Source organism: Chryseobacterium sp. (genome assembly GCF_029240215.1).
Taxonomy (GTDB): domain Bacteria; phylum Bacteroidota; class Bacteroidia; order Flavobacteriales; family Weeksellaceae; genus Chryseobacterium.
In genome coordinates, this window is the sequence record NZ_JARBTK010000010.1 from 25,970 (window position 1) to 45,448 (window position 19,479).

16 protein-coding genes are annotated in these 19,479 nt (G+C 35.1%); 15 read left to right on the forward strand and 1 reads right to left on the reverse strand.

Annotated elements, in window-relative coordinates; genetic code table 11:
- The first annotated feature begins 44 nt into the window (after positions 1–44).
- Positions 45–1,241, forward strand: a complete 1,197-nt coding sequence (locus tag K0R77_RS15880) for an efflux RND transporter periplasmic adaptor subunit (protein WP_300354539.1) — start codon at positions 45–47, stop codon at positions 1,239–1,241.
- Positions 1,242–1,357: 116 nt separating this feature from the next.
- Here K0R77_RS15880 and K0R77_RS15885 read toward each other — a convergent pair whose 3' ends face one another.
- Complete coding sequence (locus tag K0R77_RS15885) at positions 1,358–1,651, reverse strand: hypothetical protein (protein WP_300354542.1); 294 nt, start codon at positions 1,649–1,651, stop codon at positions 1,358–1,360.
- A gap of 106 nt (positions 1,652–1,757) precedes the next feature.
- Between K0R77_RS15885 and K0R77_RS15890 the strand changes: the two genes are divergently transcribed.
- From K0R77_RS15890 to K0R77_RS15955, 14 genes are all read left to right on the forward strand, one after another.
- The gene (locus K0R77_RS15890; RefSeq protein ID WP_300354544.1) at positions 1,758–2,084 is read left to right on the forward strand and encodes a helix-turn-helix transcriptional regulator; all 327 of its coding nucleotides are present in this window, start codon (positions 1,758–1,760) and stop codon (positions 2,082–2,084) included.
- A gap of 58 nt (positions 2,085–2,142) precedes the next feature.
- Entirely contained in the window at positions 2,143–2,616 is a 474-nt protein-coding gene (locus K0R77_RS15895; protein WP_300354547.1) for a DUF6428 family protein, read from the forward strand.
- 86 nt (positions 2,617–2,702) lie between these two features.
- Positions 2,703–3,833 (forward strand): chromate efflux transporter, encoded by a 1,131-nt coding sequence (gene chrA / locus K0R77_RS15900; protein ID WP_300354550.1) that lies wholly within the window; start codon positions 2,703–2,705, stop codon positions 3,831–3,833.
- A gap of 111 nt (positions 3,834–3,944) precedes the next feature.
- The gene (locus tag K0R77_RS15905) at positions 3,945–4,553 is read left to right on the forward strand and encodes a protein-tyrosine-phosphatase (protein WP_300354553.1); all 609 of its coding nucleotides are present in this window, start codon (positions 3,945–3,947) and stop codon (positions 4,551–4,553) included.
- Between the two features lie 7 nt (positions 4,554–4,560).
- Entirely contained in the window at positions 4,561–5,598 is a 1,038-nt protein-coding gene (gene arsB / locus K0R77_RS15910; protein ID WP_300354555.1) for an ACR3 family arsenite efflux transporter, read from the forward strand.
- A 42-nt stretch (positions 5,599–5,640) separates the two neighbouring features.
- Positions 5,641–6,138, forward strand: a complete 498-nt coding sequence (locus K0R77_RS15915) for a GNAT family N-acetyltransferase (RefSeq protein ID WP_300354558.1) — start codon at positions 5,641–5,643, stop codon at positions 6,136–6,138.
- A 279-nt stretch (positions 6,139–6,417) separates the two neighbouring features.
- Positions 6,418–7,683, forward strand: coding sequence for a serine hydroxymethyltransferase (gene glyA / locus K0R77_RS15920; RefSeq protein ID WP_300354560.1), 1,266 nt, complete (start codon positions 6,418–6,420; stop codon positions 7,681–7,683).
- Positions 7,684–7,809: 126 nt separating this feature from the next.
- On the forward strand, positions 7,810–8,277 hold the full coding sequence (locus K0R77_RS15925) for a regulatory protein RecX (protein WP_300354563.1): 468 nt from the start codon (positions 7,810–7,812) through the stop codon (positions 8,275–8,277).
- 72 nt (positions 8,278–8,349) lie between these two features.
- On the forward strand, positions 8,350–11,943 hold the full coding sequence (locus K0R77_RS15930) for a putative Ig domain-containing protein (protein ID WP_300354566.1): 3,594 nt from the start codon (positions 8,350–8,352) through the stop codon (positions 11,941–11,943).
- A 13-nt stretch (positions 11,944–11,956) separates the two neighbouring features.
- Positions 11,957–12,190 (forward strand): hypothetical protein, encoded by a 234-nt coding sequence (locus K0R77_RS15935; protein ID WP_300354568.1) that lies wholly within the window; start codon positions 11,957–11,959, stop codon positions 12,188–12,190.
- Between the two features lie 580 nt (positions 12,191–12,770).
- A complete protein-coding gene (locus tag K0R77_RS15940; protein WP_300354571.1) occupies positions 12,771–14,741 on the forward strand; it encodes a nucleoside-diphosphate sugar epimerase/dehydratase in 1,971 nt (656 codons plus the stop codon).
- A gap of 102 nt (positions 14,742–14,843) precedes the next feature.
- Entirely contained in the window at positions 14,844–15,653 is an 810-nt protein-coding gene (locus K0R77_RS15945; protein ID WP_300354574.1) for a polysaccharide biosynthesis/export family protein, read from the forward strand.
- Between the two features lie 21 nt (positions 15,654–15,674).
- Entirely contained in the window at positions 15,675–18,053 is a 2,379-nt protein-coding gene (locus tag K0R77_RS15950) for a tyrosine-protein kinase (RefSeq protein ID WP_300354577.1), read from the forward strand.
- A 70-nt stretch (positions 18,054–18,123) separates the two neighbouring features.
- Entirely contained in the window at positions 18,124–19,434 is a 1,311-nt protein-coding gene (locus K0R77_RS15955) for a nucleotide sugar dehydrogenase (RefSeq protein ID WP_300354580.1), read from the forward strand.
- Positions 19,435–19,479 lie beyond the last annotated feature (45 nt).

Below are 19,479 nucleotides of genomic sequence, written 5' to 3' on the forward strand. Positions count from 1 at the left end.
AGATCTTAAAATTATTAAATTAAAAAAATAAACTATATAACAATATGAAAAAGAAGTTTACCTGGAAAAAAGCAATTTATATAATCTTGGGGCTTTTATTAGCATGGGCATTATTTGCAGGAATCAGTTATCTTGTGAAGTCAAATTCTAAAGAAAGTGAGGCTTTTCTTACCAGAAAACCTACCGTTCAGAATATGGACGATAAGGTGATGGCAACAGGAAAAATCATCCCAAAAGAAGAAATTGAAATAAAACCGAATATCGCAGGAATTATCGATAAAATCTTGGTTGATGAAGGAGACAGAGTAGAAGCCGGACAGTTAATTGCAACAGTAAAAATTATCCCAAATATCGCTGAGGTAAATAATGCACAACAGGAAGTGATGAATTCTCAACTCCAAATCAGCAACGCAAAAATGAATGTTGACAATATGCAGAAGCAGTTTGCGATGCAGCAAAAATTGTTCAGTCAGGGTGTAATTTCAAAGCAGGAATATTTGAATTCTCAGCAGCAATTATATTCTCAACAACAAGGTCTGAAAAATGCCAATCAACAGCTTCAGACTGCACAAAAAAGATTACAAATCGTAAAAACAGGCGCAACTCCGGAATTACAAGGTTTGGCAACAACTCAAATTCGTTCAAAAGCTGCAGGAACTGTTCTTGAAGTTCCTGTAAAAGTTGGAAGTCAGGTAATTGAAGCCAACTCTTTCAACGCAGGGACGACCATTTGTTCGATTGCAGATTTGAATTCACTAATTTTTCAAGGTGAAATTGACGAAGCACAAGCCGGAAAACTAAAGCAGGGAATGGATATGAACATCGTTATCGGTGCTTTACAGAATAAATCGTTTCCCGGAAAACTTACTATGATTGCTCCAAAAGGAAAAGACAACAACGGAACGATAAAATTTCCCGTTGAAGGTGATGTTCTCAACCCAAATAACGAATACATCAGAGCAGGATTTTCAGCAAACGGTGAAATCGTCATGAGTTCTCAGAAAAATGCTTTGTTATTGGATGAATCTTTAGTTCAGTATGAAAAAAGCAATGGTAAAGACAAAGCTTTTGTTGAAGTAAAGCAGCCGGATGGAAAATTCAAGAAAGTGTTTGTAAAATTAGGTGCAAGTGATGGGATCAACGTTCAGATTCTTTCAGGAATTGACAAAAATGCTGAAGTAAAAGTCTGGAATCCGTCTGATAAAGATAAGGAAGAATTAAAAGAAAAAGCGAAGAAATAATTTCGTCTTTATATCAAGACTAAAGTCCCGGAACATCCGGGACTTTTTTGTTTTTTTTACACTTGATTTTAAAGAAATTTTCTTTTTAGCAGATTTCAATATTTTTAAGCTTTGAATTAGCTCAGAAATTTAATTTCTTTATCTTTAAATTTATTTTTCACAACCAGTTTATTCATGGTTTTTAGCATTTTTCTGCGAAGTTTGGCTAATTTTCTTACGTTTTTATCTTCGCTGTAATCAAAAATATTATCCTTGAAACTAAATGTGTCTCCATCTTTGAACGTGATATTGTTTTTCTTCAATTCCCTCTGTATCATAAGATTGGTCATACTTTTAAGGATTAAATATTCAGATTTACCAAGAGATTTTAAAGAAGTAAGCAATTGTTTTTTGTATTTTTTCTTTCCCATAATTTCAGACGCTTTTCGCTTTTAAGATTATGCAAATATATCTTTTTAATTAAAATAATTTTCTATTAAATTTTTTTATCGTAATATTGCGATATAATTATTCAGAATGGGAGCTACAAAAACAGATTTTTTTACGCAACAGCAAAATCAAATTGCTACGATTGCAAAAGCTTTGGGCCATCCTGCAAGAATTGCCATTATCGAATATTTGCTTAAAGTAAATGAATGTATCTGCGGAGACATCGTGAACGAACTGCCTTTGGCGCAGCCTACCGTTTCACAACATTTGAAGGAGTTGAAAAATGCAGGTATAATTAAAGGGAATATCGAAGGAAATACCATTTGCTATTGCATTGACGAAAAAGCTTTTGAATTGTTGAATACTTATTTTAAAAATATTATTTCCACCGTAAAAAAGCAGAATTGCTGCTAAGTTTTTTTTATCAAAGTATATCGTAATATTGCATTATAACAATTTAAAATTAATTACAATGAAATTATCAACCATCAAAGAAATTCTGCCAACATTGGAAAATGTAGAGTTTCAATTAGAAAACGGAACTTTTGTACCTGAACATTTCCACGTAACGGAAGTGGGACAGATTACCAAAAACTTCATCGATTGTGGTGGAGTAATTCGTTCAGAAAAAACAGTCAACTTCCAGCTTTGGAACGCCAACGATTTTGAACATCGCTTGAAACCTGGAAAATTATTGAACATCATCAAACTTTCAGAAGAAAAATTGGGTATTGAAGATTCAGAAATTGAAGTCGAATATCAAGACAAGACAATTGGAAAATATGATCTGGAATTCAATGGAAAAAACTTTATTTTGGTTAATAAAACGACAGCTTGTCTGGCTCAGGATGCCTGCGGAATTCCTTCTGAAAAACAAAAGAAAAATTTGTCGGAATTATCTGTAAATAACTCTAATTCTTGCACGCCGGGAAGCGGATGTTGCTAATCTTTTAGCCATGACACACGAATAATAAAATAAACATTCGTGCATTTGTGGCAATTTAAATTGTCTGTCGATAAATTTAATGAAAAATGGAGGCTAAAATCACTACAAAAGAAATCGCCAAACTCTTTCTAAAGCTGGGTTTCATCGGTTTTGGAGGTCCTGCTGCACATATTGCGATGATGCAACAGGAAGTGGTTTCCAAAAGAAATTGGATGAGCGAACAGCATTTTTTGGATTTGCTGGGTGCGACCAATCTTATTCCCGGACCCAACAGTACCGAGATGGCAATACACATCGGTTACGACAGAGGTGGTTGGAAAGGACTGATTGTAGCCGGATTGTGTTTCATTTTACCAGCAGTTTTCATTACCGGAATTTTTGCCTGGCTCTACAAAACTTACGGAACATTGCCCGAAATTCAACCTTGGATTTACGGCATCAAGCCAGCGATCATCGCCATTATTATTGGTGCGGTTTATCCTTTGGCTAAGAAATCGATCAAGTCAGTTTTATTAGTATTTATCGGGATTTTTGTGTTGGTTTTGTCTTTCTTCGGTATCAGCGAAATTTATCTGATGTTCGGGGCGGGTTTATTGGCATTGGCTTTTTTCTACTTTAAAAATAAAAATAAGAATACACTGCAAAGCTTTGTTCCGCTTGTGTTTTTACAAATCACCAATCAAAATTTTTTCTCCGAAACCAACATCCGATTGTTTTGGATTTTCCTGAAAATCGGATCTGTTTTATACGGAAGCGGTTATGTGCTGTTCGCATTTTTGGATACAGAATTGGTCACAACGGGACTTTTAACCCGACAACAATTGATGGATGCGATTGCGGTTGGACAATTCACTCCCGGACCAGTGTTTTCATCCGTCACCTTTATTGGTTATCAAATAAATGGCGTTTCGGGAGCTGTTTTATCTACGGTTGCCATTTTCCTGCCTTCGTTTATTTTGGTTGCATTAGTCAATCCTTTGATGAAAAAATTAAGAAATTCTAAAAGTTTATCTGTTTTTTTAGATGCCGTAAATGTTTCTTCAGTAGCTATTATTGCAGCTATTTGTATTACGATGGCAAAAGAAACAATCATTGATTGGCGAACTATTTTAATTGCCATTATAAGTGCAATTGTAGTTTTTCAATTTAAAAATATCAACAGTGCATTCATCGTTTTGGGTGGTGCATTGTTGGGTTATGTGTTATTTCAAATTTAATATCGTGGTTTTGTAGCCACAAATGCACGAGTAGAAAAGATTAGAGGTAAAAATATTTGTGTATTCGTGGCAATAAAAAACATTCCTTACAATTAAATAAATCATTCAAATATGAATCAAAACATCAAAAACCGTTGTGACATCATCAGCAAAAATTTTAAAGAAATCAATGCTGATCGTAAAATTTTATTGGAAAAATTAGCCAATCATATTCAGGAAAAATTAAATTCTGGCAAAGAAGTGAACTTGGTTTACGTGTGCACACACAATTCCCGCAGAAGTCATCTGGGACAAGTTTGGTCAAAAGTTGCAGCAGATTTTTACGGTTTCAGTATCAATACTTTTTCTGCCGGAACAGAAGCTACAGCTTTTAACCAAAATGCAATCAATGCTTTGATTTCCGCAGGTTTTGAAGTGAAAAAATTACACGAAACCGCTAATCCAAAATATGAAGTGATTTTTGGCGAAGGAAAATCTAATCTCTGTTTTTCTAAAACCATTGATGACGAAAGTTTACCCAAAGAAAACTTCGTTGCAGTAATGACTTGTGGTGATGCTGATGAAAACTGTCCGTTTATTCCGGGTTGCGATTTGCGAATCGGAACGACATATTTCGACCCAAAATCTTATGATAATTCCATTCTTCAGGATGAAAAATACACCGAAAGAAGCAACCAGATTGCAATGGAATGTCTGTATGTTTTTTCTTTAATTAAATAATAAACTGATGCAAACAAAATTAAAATTTCTCGACCGCTACCTTACTCTTTGGATTTTCCTTGCAATGGCAATTGGCGTAGGATTAGGTTATTTATTTCCGAATATTTCAAAAGTAACCAACTCACTTTCTGTAGGAAGCACCAATATTCCGTTGGCTATTGGTTTGATTTTAATGATGTATCCGCCGCTTGCGAAAGTGGATTATTCTTTGCTGCCAATGGCTTTTAAGGATAAAAAAGTAATGTCTTTATCATTATTACTCAATTGGATTGTTGGGCCGATTTTAATGTTCGTCCTCGCAATTATTTTCCTTAGAAACGAACCGGATTATATGGTAGGTTTAATTCTCATTGGCTTGGCAAGATGCATCGCAATGGTGATTGTCTGGAATGATTTAGCGAAAGGAAACCGAGAATATGCCGCACTTCTCGTGGCATTGAACAGTATTTTTCAAATCTTTTCTTACAGTTTTTTTGTTTGGCTTTTCATCAATGTGTTGCCACAAAAATTAGGTTTGGGAAATTTCAATGTTTCCGTACCGATGCGAGATGTGACGGAAAGTGTTTTGATTTATCTCGGAATACCTTTTTTAGCAGGATTTCTTACCCGATATTTTTTAGTAAAAACAAAAGGAATTGAATGGTACAACCGAAAATTTATTCCAAAAATTTCGCCGATTACCTTATACGCTTTATTATTTACAATTGTTTTGATGTTTAGTTTGAAAGGTGACAAAATTGTAGAACTTCCGATGGATGTGGTGAAAGTTGCTATTCCGTTGATTATTTATTTCGTACTGATGTTTTTCGTGAGTTTTTTCATTAATAAATCAATGAATGTTCCTTATGACAAAAACGCTTCTATCTCATTCACTGCTACAGGAAACAATTTTGAACTGGCGATTGCCGTTGCTATTTCTGTCTTCGGAATTCATTCTGCACAAGCATTTGTAGGGGTTATTGGTCCTTTGGTGGAAGTTCCGGTTTTAATTTTGTTGGTGAGAACGAGTTTGTGGCTAAAGAAAAAATATTATGATAAAAAATAATTAAGATTTAAACATTAATTTTATAAAAGCAAATCTTTGAAAATGAAAGAAAATTCTATCATAAAACATTTGGAAACTATTCACAGCAAAGACGTTTTAGAAATTTACAAATCAGGAATTGAAACAAAAAATGCGACTTTCAACACAATGGTTCCGACTTGGGAAGAATGGGATAAAGGTCATCTTTATCATTCCAGATTTGTGGTAGATACTGGTGAAAAGATTGCCGGTTGGATTGCACTAAGCCCTGTCTCATCAAGATGTAATTATTCCGGCGTTGCAGAAGTGAGCGTTTATATAGATCCTTATTACAATGGATTGGGCTTCGCTTCAAAACTGATGGAAAAACTTATTGCTGAAAGTGAAAAAAACGACATCTGGACTTTACAATCAAGCGTTTTTCCGGAAAATCTGGCAAGCGTAAAACTTCACGAAAAATTTGATTTCAGGAAAGTTGGTTTCCGGGAAAAAATCTCTAAGATGGATGGCATCTGGCGTGATACAATTCTCTTTGAAAGAAGAAACCCAAATATTTTATAAAAAAATGTCTGAAAATAATTTCAGACATTTCACATTTTTTATCAATGGAAGTCCCCCTGATAAAAGCTTTCATATCATCTAATGCCACCGGAAACAATTGTTGGAGTGATGATAAAGTTCCGGTTGAATTTAAAGGTATTTAAAATTCTAAATGCACAACAGATTTTATTAAATTTAGATAAAACACTTCAACCAAAATTTAAAAATCATCAGAATGAATAAGGTTATCTATACGAAATTCCGTATTTTTGGGGTTCAAAATCTAAAATCTAAAAATAAATGGACATTATTTTTGACCTTATCGAAAAAGAAAGAGAAAGACAATCCCACGGATTAGAACTTATTGCATCAGAAAACTTTGTTTCTGAAAATGTAATGAAAGCGATGGGAAGTGTACTTACAAACAAATATGCAGAAGGATATCCCGGAAAAAGATATTACGGAGGTTGTGAAGTGGTAGATGAGGTTGAAACTTTGGCGATCGAAAGAGCAAAGCAGCTTTTCGGCGTTGATTATGTAAATGTGCAGCCACATTCAGGTTCTCAGGCAAACGCGGCGATTTATTTAGCAGTTTTAAAGCCGGGAGACAAAATCATGGGAATGGATCTTTCGATGGGAGGTCACCTTACGCATGGTTCCGCAGTAAATTTCTCAGGAATTCAGTATGATGTAGTTTCTTACGGAGTGCAGCAGGAAACCGGTTTGATCGATTATGATCAGATGAGAGAAGTGGCATTGAGAGAAAAACCAAAAATGTTGATTGCAGGTTTCTCTGCTTATTCAAGAGATTTAGATTATGCAAAATTCAGAGAAGTGGCTGATGAGATCGGAGCGACACTTTGGGCAGATATTGCACATCCTGCAGGTTTGGTTGCAAAAGGTTTATTAAATAATCCATTTGAACATTGTCATGTTGTAACGACAACAACTCACAAGACTTTAAGAGGTCCGAGAGGTGGAATGATCATGATGGGAAAAGATTTTGAAAATACATATGGTCACAAAACTCCGAAAGGAGAAATCAAGCAGATGAGTCAGGTTTTGGACGGAGCTGTTTTCCCTGGAATTCAGGGAGGTCCTTTAGAGCATGTGATCGGAGCAAAAGCTGTAGCATTTGCTGAGGCAATTGATGATCAATTCTTAACATATGCAAAACAGGTGAGATCAAATGCTCAGGCTTTATCAAAAGCAATGATCAGCAACGGTTTTGACATCGTAAGTGGAGGTACAGACAATCATTTGATGTTGGTTGACCTTAGAAATAAAGGTGTAAATGGAAAAGAAACCGAAAAAGCTTTGGTAAAAGCTGATATTACCTGTAATAAAAATATGGTTCCTTTTGATGATAAATCTCCGTTCACAACTTCCGGAATCAGATTGGGAACTGCAGCGATTACCACAAGAGGTCTTAAAGAAAATGATATGGAAACGATTGCAGGATTAATTTCTGAAGTGGTTGACAATATCAAAAACGAAGAAACCATTGTTGAAGTTAAAAAGAAAGTAAACGGATTGATGGAAGGAAAAGCTTTATTCAATTACTAATATGCTTTCAGCAGATAGAAATTAGCTGTCTGCTTTAAAATAATAAATAAAAGAGGTGCAAAAATATTTTGTACCTCTTTTTAATAAGCGATAATTTAACAACTTATTACTCATACTCATCAAACTATGCAAACGGAAAAAAAACTTTTCACTTTTGACGAAATCAAGCAAAAACTGGTCAACTATTGTGTATATCAGGACCGCTGTCATGCAGAAGTTGAACAAAAAATGAGAGAATTTGTTTTAATTCCTGAAGCGAAGGAAGAAATTCTTTTGTATTTAATGAAAGAAAATTATCTGAACGAAGAAAGATTCACAAGAAGTTATATTCGCGGAAAATTTAACATTAAACAATGGGGAAAAAACAAAATTAAAATACATCTGAAGCAAAAAGGCATCACTGAAAAGTTAATAAATAAAAGTTTTGATGAAATTGATGATGAAGATTACCTAAAGATAATCAAAAAATTGTACGAAAATCATTTTTCAAAACAGAAAGGATTGCAGGTGTATCAAAAAAAATCAAAAACTATTAAATATCTTTTAAGCAGAGGCTTTGAATATGAGAATATTTTACAAGTGATTGATAATTAACATTTATGTAATTTTAAGTTCAGTTATTTTTTAGGAAAAATTTATAGTTTTGTCCTCGGAAATTAAAATTATATGAATTTAAAACTACAAAAATTATTGAAGATGTCTATGGCATTTTTGATGGTGCTTTTCTCGGTTTCGGGTTGGGCGCAACATTCAATCTCTGGTTTTGGTGCCGCCAACACTTATACTCAGAATTTTGATAATTTCAGAGGTACAGCAGCAACGTTGCCAACTGATTGGTCAATTTCTGGAACGTATAACAGTAATGCTGCATACCAGATTTTAACAGCAGGTGGGTCTACTCCTACAACAAATACGGCGAACGGGAATAACTGTTATGCTGGTCGTGCAGGTACATCGAGTTCAGATTATTCAATTATACAAAAGCAGGCAACATCAGGTTCTTCAAATTTTGTTTTTCGTGCGGTAAATAATACAAGCAGCACAATTAATGGTTTTGTAATTACATGGAATGTAGAGCAACTTGCATTAGGCGGAAGACCTACGCAGTTGGATCTCAGATACAGAATTAACGGCGGTACATATGTTCAGGCAGGGATTGCGGGAACGAGCCTTTATACTGCAGCAACAGGTACAGCTGCTACAAATTTTGCATATGTAAACACTACACCTACAGCTTATTCTGTAACAATTACGGGATTGTCATTGGCTGCAGCTCAAACAATAGATTTTCAGTTTCTTGTTACAAATGGAAGCGGAAGCGGAAGTAACGGTTATGTAGGAATTGATGATTTCACTTTATATGCTACTCAGCAGAATAGTAATTTGCCAACAATTACAACTGCTGGTAGTTTTAATGAGTTTTCTTATGTAGAAGGTAATGGTCCTTCCGCAAGTCAATCGGTTTCAGTTTCAGGGAGTAATTTAGATAATACAGCAGTTACTGTTACTGCACCTGCGAATTATGAAGTTTCGCTTACTGGAGGAAATGATTTTGCAGACACAAAGACTATTTCTTATTCAGCCGGTGCATTTACATCCCAAAATGTATACGCAAGATTAAAATCAGGATTGGCTTTAGGAGCTTATTCCGGAAATATTACAATTTCAGGTGGTGGTGTTGCCACTGCTGCAACTGTTGCGGTAGATGGAAATGTTGTGGCAACTCCAGTAGTAACGGCATCTTCCTTTACAGGAAACGTAGGAGTAGCTTTTTCAGAAAACATACAAGCTACTCAGACACCTGTTTCTTATGCTTTGGCAAATGGAACAACTTTGCCTGCAGGTCTGAATTTAAATACAATAACAGGCGCAATTACCGGCACACCAACAGTTGCAGGAACCTTTACTGCTGATGTGACGGCTACAAACACTGCCGGTACTTCAGCGGCGGCAACGATTACGCTGACGATTGCAAAAGGTAATCAGACTGTTGTTTTAAATAATGTTACGGCTGTTGTGAATGATCCGAATACAACGCTTCCTGCCACTACGGCGCAAGGTATCTTAATTAATTATTCAAGCAGCGATGCTTCAGTTGCTTCTGTTTCTGGAAATACGCTAAGTTTCCCAGGGATAGGTTCTGCAACAATTACGGCAGCGAATATAGGAGATTCAAATTACAATGCATACAGTGCAACTTTTACAGTAACGGTAACGGCTGTGCCGGTTACACCTTGGGAAGACTTCGAATTAGGGACAAAGACTGGCTATGCAGCAGGGAATGTAACATCTACGGCGGGTTCATGGAACTTGGATAATGCATTATTGGGTACTTCTGCAAGTGATAGAAAAAATGGTTCTCAATCCGTAAGAATTCAGAATACAGGTTTCTTACAAACCAATTTTGATATTACCTCAGGAGTGGGTAAAGTAACGGTAAGTCATGCAAAATATGGTACAGACGCCAATAATTCTTGGGTTTTAAAAGCATCAACGGATGGTGGAGCTACATGGACGGCTTTTACAAGTTCTACAATAAACACCACCTCTACTGCTTTGACAACAGAAGAAATTACTGTTAATTTAGGTGGAAATGTAAGACTGAGAATTGAGAAAACTACATCTGGAGGTAGATTGAATATTGATGATATTTATATTACTTCTTATTCTGCAAATACATGGAACGGTTCAGTATGGTCAGATGGCACTCCCGTTGCTACGCAGCCGGTTGTAATAAACGGTCCTTATACAGGAATAGGATTTACTGCACAGTCAATCACAGTAAATGCAAACAATACACTTACGGTAAACTCCGGAGAAACTTTCACTACGGGAAACACAACCAACAACGGTAATATTATCGTAAATGACGGAGGTAACTTCATTCAGACAGTTGGTAGTACTTACACAGCTGGAACTGGATCTTCATTTATAACAAATAGAAACAGTGCAAGTGCTGTAAATAAATATGTATTCTGGTCATCACCGGTTGTAGATCAAAACATCTTTACAGCTTACTCTTCAGGTTCTTCAGCATTGTCTCCAACGTATGTAATGACATATAACACAACATCAAATTTTTATGATCTTGTAACAAATACTGATAGCAACTTTGTCGCTAATTCAGGAAAAGGATATTCGGTAAAAGTTCCTCAGGCAAATGCAGGAGTGCTTTTTGGAGGAACAAATAAAACACCAAACAATGGAATCGTAAATGTTTCATTAGCGGGAACTCCAGGAGGTTTAAATAACTTTAATTTAATAGGAAATCCTTATCCGTCAAATTTAGATCTTACGGCTTTCTATAATGCAAATACTGCCGGAATAGAATCTACACTATGGTTCTGGGATAATACCACAGGAAATGTGACAACACAAACCGGAAGTACAGCAACCAATGTTGGATACGCAACCATCAATGCTGCATCAGGAACATGGGCTGAGGCTCCAGGCACACAGTCTTATAACTCAGCCACTCTTAATGGATTAGGAAGTATAGCAAAAATTGGCCAGGGCTTTATTGTAAGGGCTCTTGATGCAGGTCAGGTTTCGTTTACAAATGCAATGCGTGCTTCTACTGCTGGTGTTACATTAAACAAGAATGTAGATCCAAACGCAGGTAAATTCTGGATTAAACTGACAACTTCTTACGGAAATACAGTTACACAGGCTGTTACTTATAGTCAAAATGCTTCAAATGCTTATGATGTATATGATTCAAAAGCTATGGGTGTAGGTTCAGATGCATTCTACTCATTGGCAGGTGCTGAGAAAGTAATTATTCAGGGAAGAGCTCCGTTTAGCATCAATGATGTAGTTCCATTGGGTGCTAAACATTTTGAAAATGGAAATTTCACAGTTTCTTTATCTCATAAAGAAGGTTTATTTACAAACGGACAGGCAATTTATCTTCATGATAAATCAACAGGAACATATACAAATCTTCAAACACAAGTATATTCATTTACAGCTAATGCAGGAGAATTTACTAATAGATTCGAAATTGTTTATAAGCTAAATGTGTTGGCGACAGCAGAAGTAGAGAAGGATGCTTTTGAAGTATACAGAGACGGTGAATATTTCTTCGTAAGAAATAATAAAAATATTGAAAACATTGAAATATTCGATGCTGCAGGTAGAAAAGTACAGGATTTTGACAGCAACTCTAAATTGGTTCGTATTAAATTAGATTCAAGAGGGGTGTATATCATCAAGGCAAAATCAGCAGGAAAAGAATATTCTAAAAAAGTAGTAAAATAATAGATTTTAAATAATGAAAAAAATAATAATAATGTGCTCGCTGGTTATTTCGGGTCTTGCATTTGCAAATCAGTCAGACAATCCGTTTATTTACGATGAGCCATCAGCAGAAACAATGGCAGAAGGAGATGCTCCGGCAGGTCCCGGAGATCCAAATCCTGCGCCAATCGATCAGTATGTTCCTGTTCTTCTCATTATAGCTGCAACACTGGTGTGTTTTTATGCTGACAAAAAGAAAACGGCGTAAAAAGAAAGATCACAATATAGCTCCTGAGGTATTTTATCTCAGGAGTTTTTTTTGGTATTTATATATTTTATGAAAAATAATCTTTAAAATATTCACGGTCTAAGCTCGTTCTCAAATTTTCAGTTTGAGAAAATTTAAAAGATATGACGTTTTGGTTTATAAAGGGTGTGATAAAATAGTGGGCGGGGCTATTAACGTAACTTTAGTTATACTTTATTGGTATTTAATAAGTTATAATTATGCTGAAAATAAAAAATATTATAATTGCGTAAAGTTTTGACTTTTCTAAAAAACAGAGAATGTTTTTTCTAAGTCTGTATAGAAAAACTTCATTTAGTTTTTAATGATATTAAGCATTCGTTTTTATTTGAGAATATTTGTTCTAAGATGAAGTTGAAAGTATCGTTTAGAAAGGTAGAATCGAAAAAAATTTACTTATATAAATATTAATTTACATTCTATAATGTTAAAGTATTGATTTTTAAATAAGTATAAACAATATTTATTAGGAATAATATTGATGTTTTTTTAGATTAATATGATTATATTTGCCGAATAATTGAAACACCAAAAATGGAGAATGAAAAAGCTCAATAATGCTTTTGCTGCTTTGTACAAAGGGGATAATATTTTAAAACTCACGGAGTTGAGGTATATACCACGCTGGATTGTCATTATCATTGATGTTTCTATTATTTTGATGTCAATATTTCTGTCATATGTTTTTTTGAGAAAATTAGGTGTACAGGTAAATTTTCCTAACCATCGTCTGGAAAAAAGATTGCTTATTATTACGGTAAATCTATTGTTTATGTTTGTTTTTAAAACTTATGCAGGGATTATACGACATTCTACTTTCTTTGATTTTTTTAAAATTATTCTTGCCTCTGGAAGTTCTTTAGTTACACTGATTTCTATAAACTTTTTTATCGAGATAATATTAGGTAAACCACTGTATTTATACCCTACACTTTATCTTTATTTTTTCATCTCTGTATCACTGATGTTCTTTTTCAGAATGATCATTAAGCAGTTTTTTAATGTTTTGATTGATATTAAAGGATCATCATCAAAAACGAGAGTTGCAGTCGTTGGAGTGGGAGATGCTTCTGTCTCTTTGGCAAGAGCAATTTTGCATAATCCGAATTACCCGTATCGCTTGGCTGGTTTTCTTACCAAAAGATCAGATTCAAATAAAGCAGTTTTGTTAGGGCATAAAATTTATAATATAGATTATTTTTTTAAAAATAAAAATATTTTCAGTCAGTTTGATGCTGTTTTAATTATCAAAGAAATCATGACAAAGCGGGAACTTGAAGAATGGATGACGCTTGCTTTGGATAACGATCTTAAGGTCTTAAAAGCCCCTACAGTAAGTAAGATGCGTGACTCTGATCTGGTGGGGGGAATTCGTCAGCTTCAGATCGAAGATTTATTAAACCGCAGACCTATTAAGATTGAAAATGAAGGGGTGACAAGAAGGCATTTTGATAAAAATGTTTTGGTGACGGGAGGAGCGGGTTCTATTGGTAGTGAAATCGTCCGCCAGGTTGCTCAGTTTAAGCCTTCTCTTATTGTTGTGCTTGATCAGGCAGAATCTCCTTTGTATGAATTGGAACTCGAATTGCTTGAGAAATTTCCGGAGCAAAAATTTAAATTTGTTTTAGCTGATATTTCTAACTTTTACAGACTCGAAAAAATTTTTGAATCTTATCAGTTTTCTATGGTTTATCATGCTGCAGCATACAAGCATGTGCCACTTATCGAAGAAAATCCTCATGAAGCTATTTTTGTCAATGTATTGGGTACAAAGAATGTGGCATTGCTCTCAAAAAAATACAAGGTAAACCGTTTTGTGATGGTATCTACAGATAAAGCGGTAAATCCGACAAATGTAATGGGAGCTTCTAAGAGAACGGCTGAGCTTTTTGTACAATCCTTGCAGAATTCGGAGAGCAACACAACAAAATTCATTACAACTCGTTTTGGTAATGTGTTAGGTTCTAACGGTTCGGTAATTCCTCATTTTAAAAAACAGATTGAAAAAGGGGGTCCGGTTACAATCACGCATCCTGACATTATCAGATACTTTATGACAATTCCTGAAGCTTGCGAATTGGTTCTTCAGGCAGGAACAATGGGTGATGGAGGGGAAATCTACGTCTTTGACATGGGAGAGCCAGTGAAGATATTAGATTTAGCCAACAGAATGATCAAATTATCAGGATTTACTCCGGATGTAGATATTAAAATTAAATTCATTGGATTGCGTCCCGGTGAGAAGTTGTATGAGGAATTATTGAGCAATGATGCAACTACTGTTCCCACTCATCATGAAAAAATCATGATTTCCAAAGATCCGAATGTAGAATTTAACGAAATCGATTTTTTATGTAGACAAATTATAAAATCAGCAGTTAAGAAAGATAAGTTGCAGGTTGTCATGCTTTTAAAGACAATAGTGCCAGAATATATCAGCAATAATTCTGAATTTGAAGTTTTGGATAAAAAAGAAGTCGCTGATGACTTAGACTTTAATGTTATTCAATAACCAACTGTCTTAATGAGGAGTAACACAGTTTTTGATTTATAGTCAAAGACAATCTTTATTTTAAAAAAAAATAATCCTATTTTTGTGAAAAAATTATCAGAAATGACCTTAAAAAAATATTTTATTTACAGTTTTCTCAGTTTAGCAGTATTTTCTTGTGCACCAAGACAGGAAATCAATTACATGCAGGATATTGATAATATTGCATTGGAAAACTCTATTAAAAACAGCAGAAGCACATTACAGCCGGGTGATAAATTAATTATTAGTGTGACGGCGAAGGACATGGATGTGGTGCAGCCGTTTAATCAGAACTATTCGTCAAGTTCAACAATTACACAGTATTCTAATCCAAGTTCTAACAGTCTGCCTCAGCAGCTGCCGGTTTCCGGAGCTACTTATATTGTAGATACGGATAGTAATATCACGTTTCCGCAAATTGGCGTGGTAAGTGCAAAGAATGAGGATGTTGAGACCATGAGAGTGAAATTGACAAATCTTATCTCAGAGTACGTTAAAAATCCTGTGGTGGAAATCAAGTTGATCAATTTCAAAGTTTCTGTTTTGGGAGAAGTTGCGAGACCGGGTACGTATGTTATGCCGGATGGAGGTTCTACATTATTAGGAGCTTTGGGATTAGCAGGAGATCTTACCGTATTTGGCGTTAGAACCAACGTATTGGTGGTAAGAAATATTGATGGACAGATTACCAAAGAAAGAATAGATTTAACGAGCGCACAGTTTATCAATTCTCCTTATTATTATCTTAAACAGAATGATATGATTTATGTACAGCCTAATGCCAACAGAGAAAAAGCTTCAAGAATAGATCCTAATACAGGATTGTACATATCCGTTGCATCAGTTATTGCTTCTTTGGTCATTGGAGTTTTAGCCCTTACAAAAAATTAATCTCACGAATACTTCTTTATTTTGGATTATAATCAGACACAGATTCATAACGAGGCTCAGGAAGAGTCTTTGAACATCAGAGAAATTCTAAAGCCTTATATCAATCGTTGGTATTGGTTTGTAATAGGTGCAATTATTACACTTATTGCAGCATGGTTCTTTTTAAGATACAGTATTCCTGTATATAGTACAGAATCAACATTATTAATCAAAGAAGTTAAAAAATCTTCCGCAGGTCAGCCGGATATGTCTGTAATATCCGAACTGAGCGGTATCGGAGGAATGGGCACCAACTCTGTGGATAATGAAATAGAGATCTTAAAATCTAAAAAACTAATGCTTTCTGTCGTAAGAGAAAAAGCATTGGAAACCAATATTTATGCTAAAGGAAAAATAAAAGAAACAGAATTATACAAAGAAACTTCTCCGTTTCTTGTAAGAATAATCAGTGAGAACAAAAAAGCCAGATATCCGAATAAAGAAGTTATGGCTAAGATAAGTGGCAACAAAATTGTCATTGAATCTGAAGATTTTCGCAATAGCATACAGACTGAGTTTAATAAATCTGTGACGATGCCGTTTGGTGTGATTATGTTTCAGAAAAACGCTGCGTATAGAACCAAAAGTTCAGGTAAAGGAGACTTTAGATTGCAGTTTATGTCCGGGATGAACAGAGCCAGATATTATCTGACTAAACTCAATGTAAGCCTGGTACAGAAAGAAGCGACTGTACTCAAAATATCAATGAATGATCCCGTTCCTGAAAAAGCAGTAGATATTATTAACGGGTTAGCGGTAAATTATAACCGGGAAGCTATTTTGGATAAAAATTCAGAAGCTCAAAAAACGGCCAGTTTCATAGATGAAAGGATTAATCTCATCAGCAAGGAGCTTGGAACGGTGGAGTCGCAAAAGGAAGATTTTAAGCTTCGAAATAACATAGCGGATATTCAGACTGAAGCAGAATTATCTTTGGAAACTGCAATGAGCAGCCGCCAAAAGCAATTGGAAACCGAGTCACAACTTGAGCTGGTGAATGGTTTGCTGAGTTCTGTCAGCAAGCAGGGAGCGTATCAGGTTTTGCCGCTTAATGTGGGGCTTTCGGACCCTGGGATTGTTTCTAATATTGCCACGTATAATCAATTGGTGATCGATAGAAACAGATTGCTTGAGAATTCTTCCACGGTAAACCCTGTTGTTCAGAATATTAGCAATCAGATTAACAGCATGCGGAGTTCTGTCATTCAAAGTTTACAGAAAAGCAGATCAGCGTTACAAATTTCAAAAAATACAATTCTTGGTGAACAAAACAGATTGTCCGGAAGAATCTCAAAAATTCCTGTGCAGGAGAAAATGTTCAGAAGCATTGAAAGACAACAGAATATAAAGGAGCAGCTTTATTTGCTATTACTGCAAAAAAGGGAAGAAGCTGCAATTTCATTAGCTATAGCAGCTCCTAAAGCAAGAATTGTGGATGATGCATTGACAAACCCGGCTCCTGTTTCTCCGAAGAAAATGATTATTTATCTGGGAGCTTTAATTGTTGGTTTGTTAATTCCTTTTGCCATCATTTACCTTTTGGAGTTATTCAACAATAAAATTAAAACAAAGCAGGACCTTGAAAAACTTCTTGAGGGTGCTGCAGTTCTTGGAGAACTTCCCTCATTGGAAAAAGGCGATCCTGAAATCGTACAGCTGAATGATTTATCTCCTTTAGCGGAATCATTCAGAATTTTAATTACCAACATAAATTTTATGTTGCCTAAAAATAAGAAAGGCAACGTCATCTTTGTAACTTCTACAGTCAAGGGTGAAGGGAAAACTTTTACTTCTGTAAACCTGGCATTGACTCTGGCTACCCCGCGAAAAAAAGTAGTGATTATTGGCTCTGATATACGTAATCCTCAGTTACAAAGGTATAACGAAGGTAGAAGAGGTTTGGTGGGTCTGTCGGAATTCATGTATGATGACGAGATGGGTTTATCAGAAATCATTCATCCAACTTCGTTTAATCCACATTGCGATGTGATTTATTCGGGTGCGATTACACCAAATCCTACCGAATTATTATCGAATGGAAGGTATCAGGAATTGATTGAAAGTTTAAAGCCTTTATATGATTATATAATTTTAGATACGGCGCCATTAATGCTGGTGACAGATTCATTTCTTATTTCAGATGTTGCTGATGTTACGGTGTATGTTACAAGATCGGGTTATACAGAAAAGGAATTGATGAGTTTCATCAACAAGCAGATAAAAGATAAGAAAATTAATAATGTAGGTTTGGTGCTGAATGATGTAAGCAAAATGAACAGTGGATATGGTTATGGTTACAAATATGGCTATGGCTATGGAGCAGATCATCAAAAATCGTGGTGGGAAAAAATATTCAAATAGGAGTATTTTAAGAAAATAACTTTATATCATTCAAGGCATATACTGAGCCTAATGTAATTCAAATTATAATATGGATAAAAAACAGAAAATCGTGGTTATCGGATTAGGATACGTAGGTTTGCCATTAGCAAGGTTATTTGCCACAAAATACCCGGTAGTGGGGTTTGATATAAATAATAAAAGAATAGAAGAATTAAAACTAGGGGTAGATTCTACATTAGAAGTGGAAGACGATATCCTGCAACAAGTTATTGTAAATGAAAATCCGATAAAGAACAATGCTAATATTGGATTGTACTGTTCTGAAAATCTGGAAGATATAAAAGAAGCAAATATTTATATTGTAACCGTTCCTACACCGGTTGACAGAAATAACCGTCCGGATCTGACACCTTTGCATAAATCGAGTGAAACGGTAGGTAAGGTATTAAAGCAAAACGACATCGTAATCTATGAATCTACAGTTTATCCGGGAGTTACAGAGGAAGAATGTGTTCCGGTGCTGGAAAAAGTTTCCGGGTTAAAGTTTAATGTAGATTTTTTTGTAGGCTATTCTCCTGAACGTATAAATCCGGGAGATAAAGAACACACAGTTGATAAAATATTGAAAGTAACTTCAGGTTCTACACCCGAAATAGGTCAGGTTGTAGATGAGCTGTACCGTTCAATAATAACCGCAGGTACTCATTTAGCTCCCACAATTAAAGTAGCTGAGGCTTCAAAAGTCATTGAGAATTCACAACGCGACATTAATATTGCTTTTATTAATGAATTGGCAAAAATATTTTCATTGATGAATATTGACACACACGATGTTTTGGAAGCGGCAGGAACAAAATGGAATTTTCTTAAGTTTAAACCAGGTTTAGTAGGTGGTCATTGTATAGGAGTTGATCCGTTTTATCTTGCCCAAAAAGCTCAGGAAGTAGGTTACTATTCAGAACTTATTTTAGCAGCTCGCAGATTAAATGATTCTATGGGATCTTTTGTTGCCTCTCAGGTCGTTAAATTAATGATTAAAAACGAAATTAAGGTTAAGGGGGCAAAAGTTCTTAATCTAGGTATAACTTTTAAAGAAAACTGTCCAGATGTTCGTAATACAAAGGCTGTAGATGTTATAGAAGCACTTGAAGAATATGGAGTTGAAGTGCTTACTTATGATCCTTGGGCAAATTACGAGGAAGTTAAGCATGAATATAACATAAATTTTCTATCAGTTTTGGGAGATGAAGTTAAAAAGTCTCATTTTGATGCTATAATTTTAACGGTAGCACATCAAGAGTTTCTAGATATTGATTGGTCTCTGTATTTAAATGAGAATGGTGTTTTATATGATGTTAAAGGAGCTCTTTTAAAAGAAAATGTAAATAAAAGACTTTAAAAAATATTAATCTTGTATCAATTTAGTTAGTTTTTACAGGTAGAT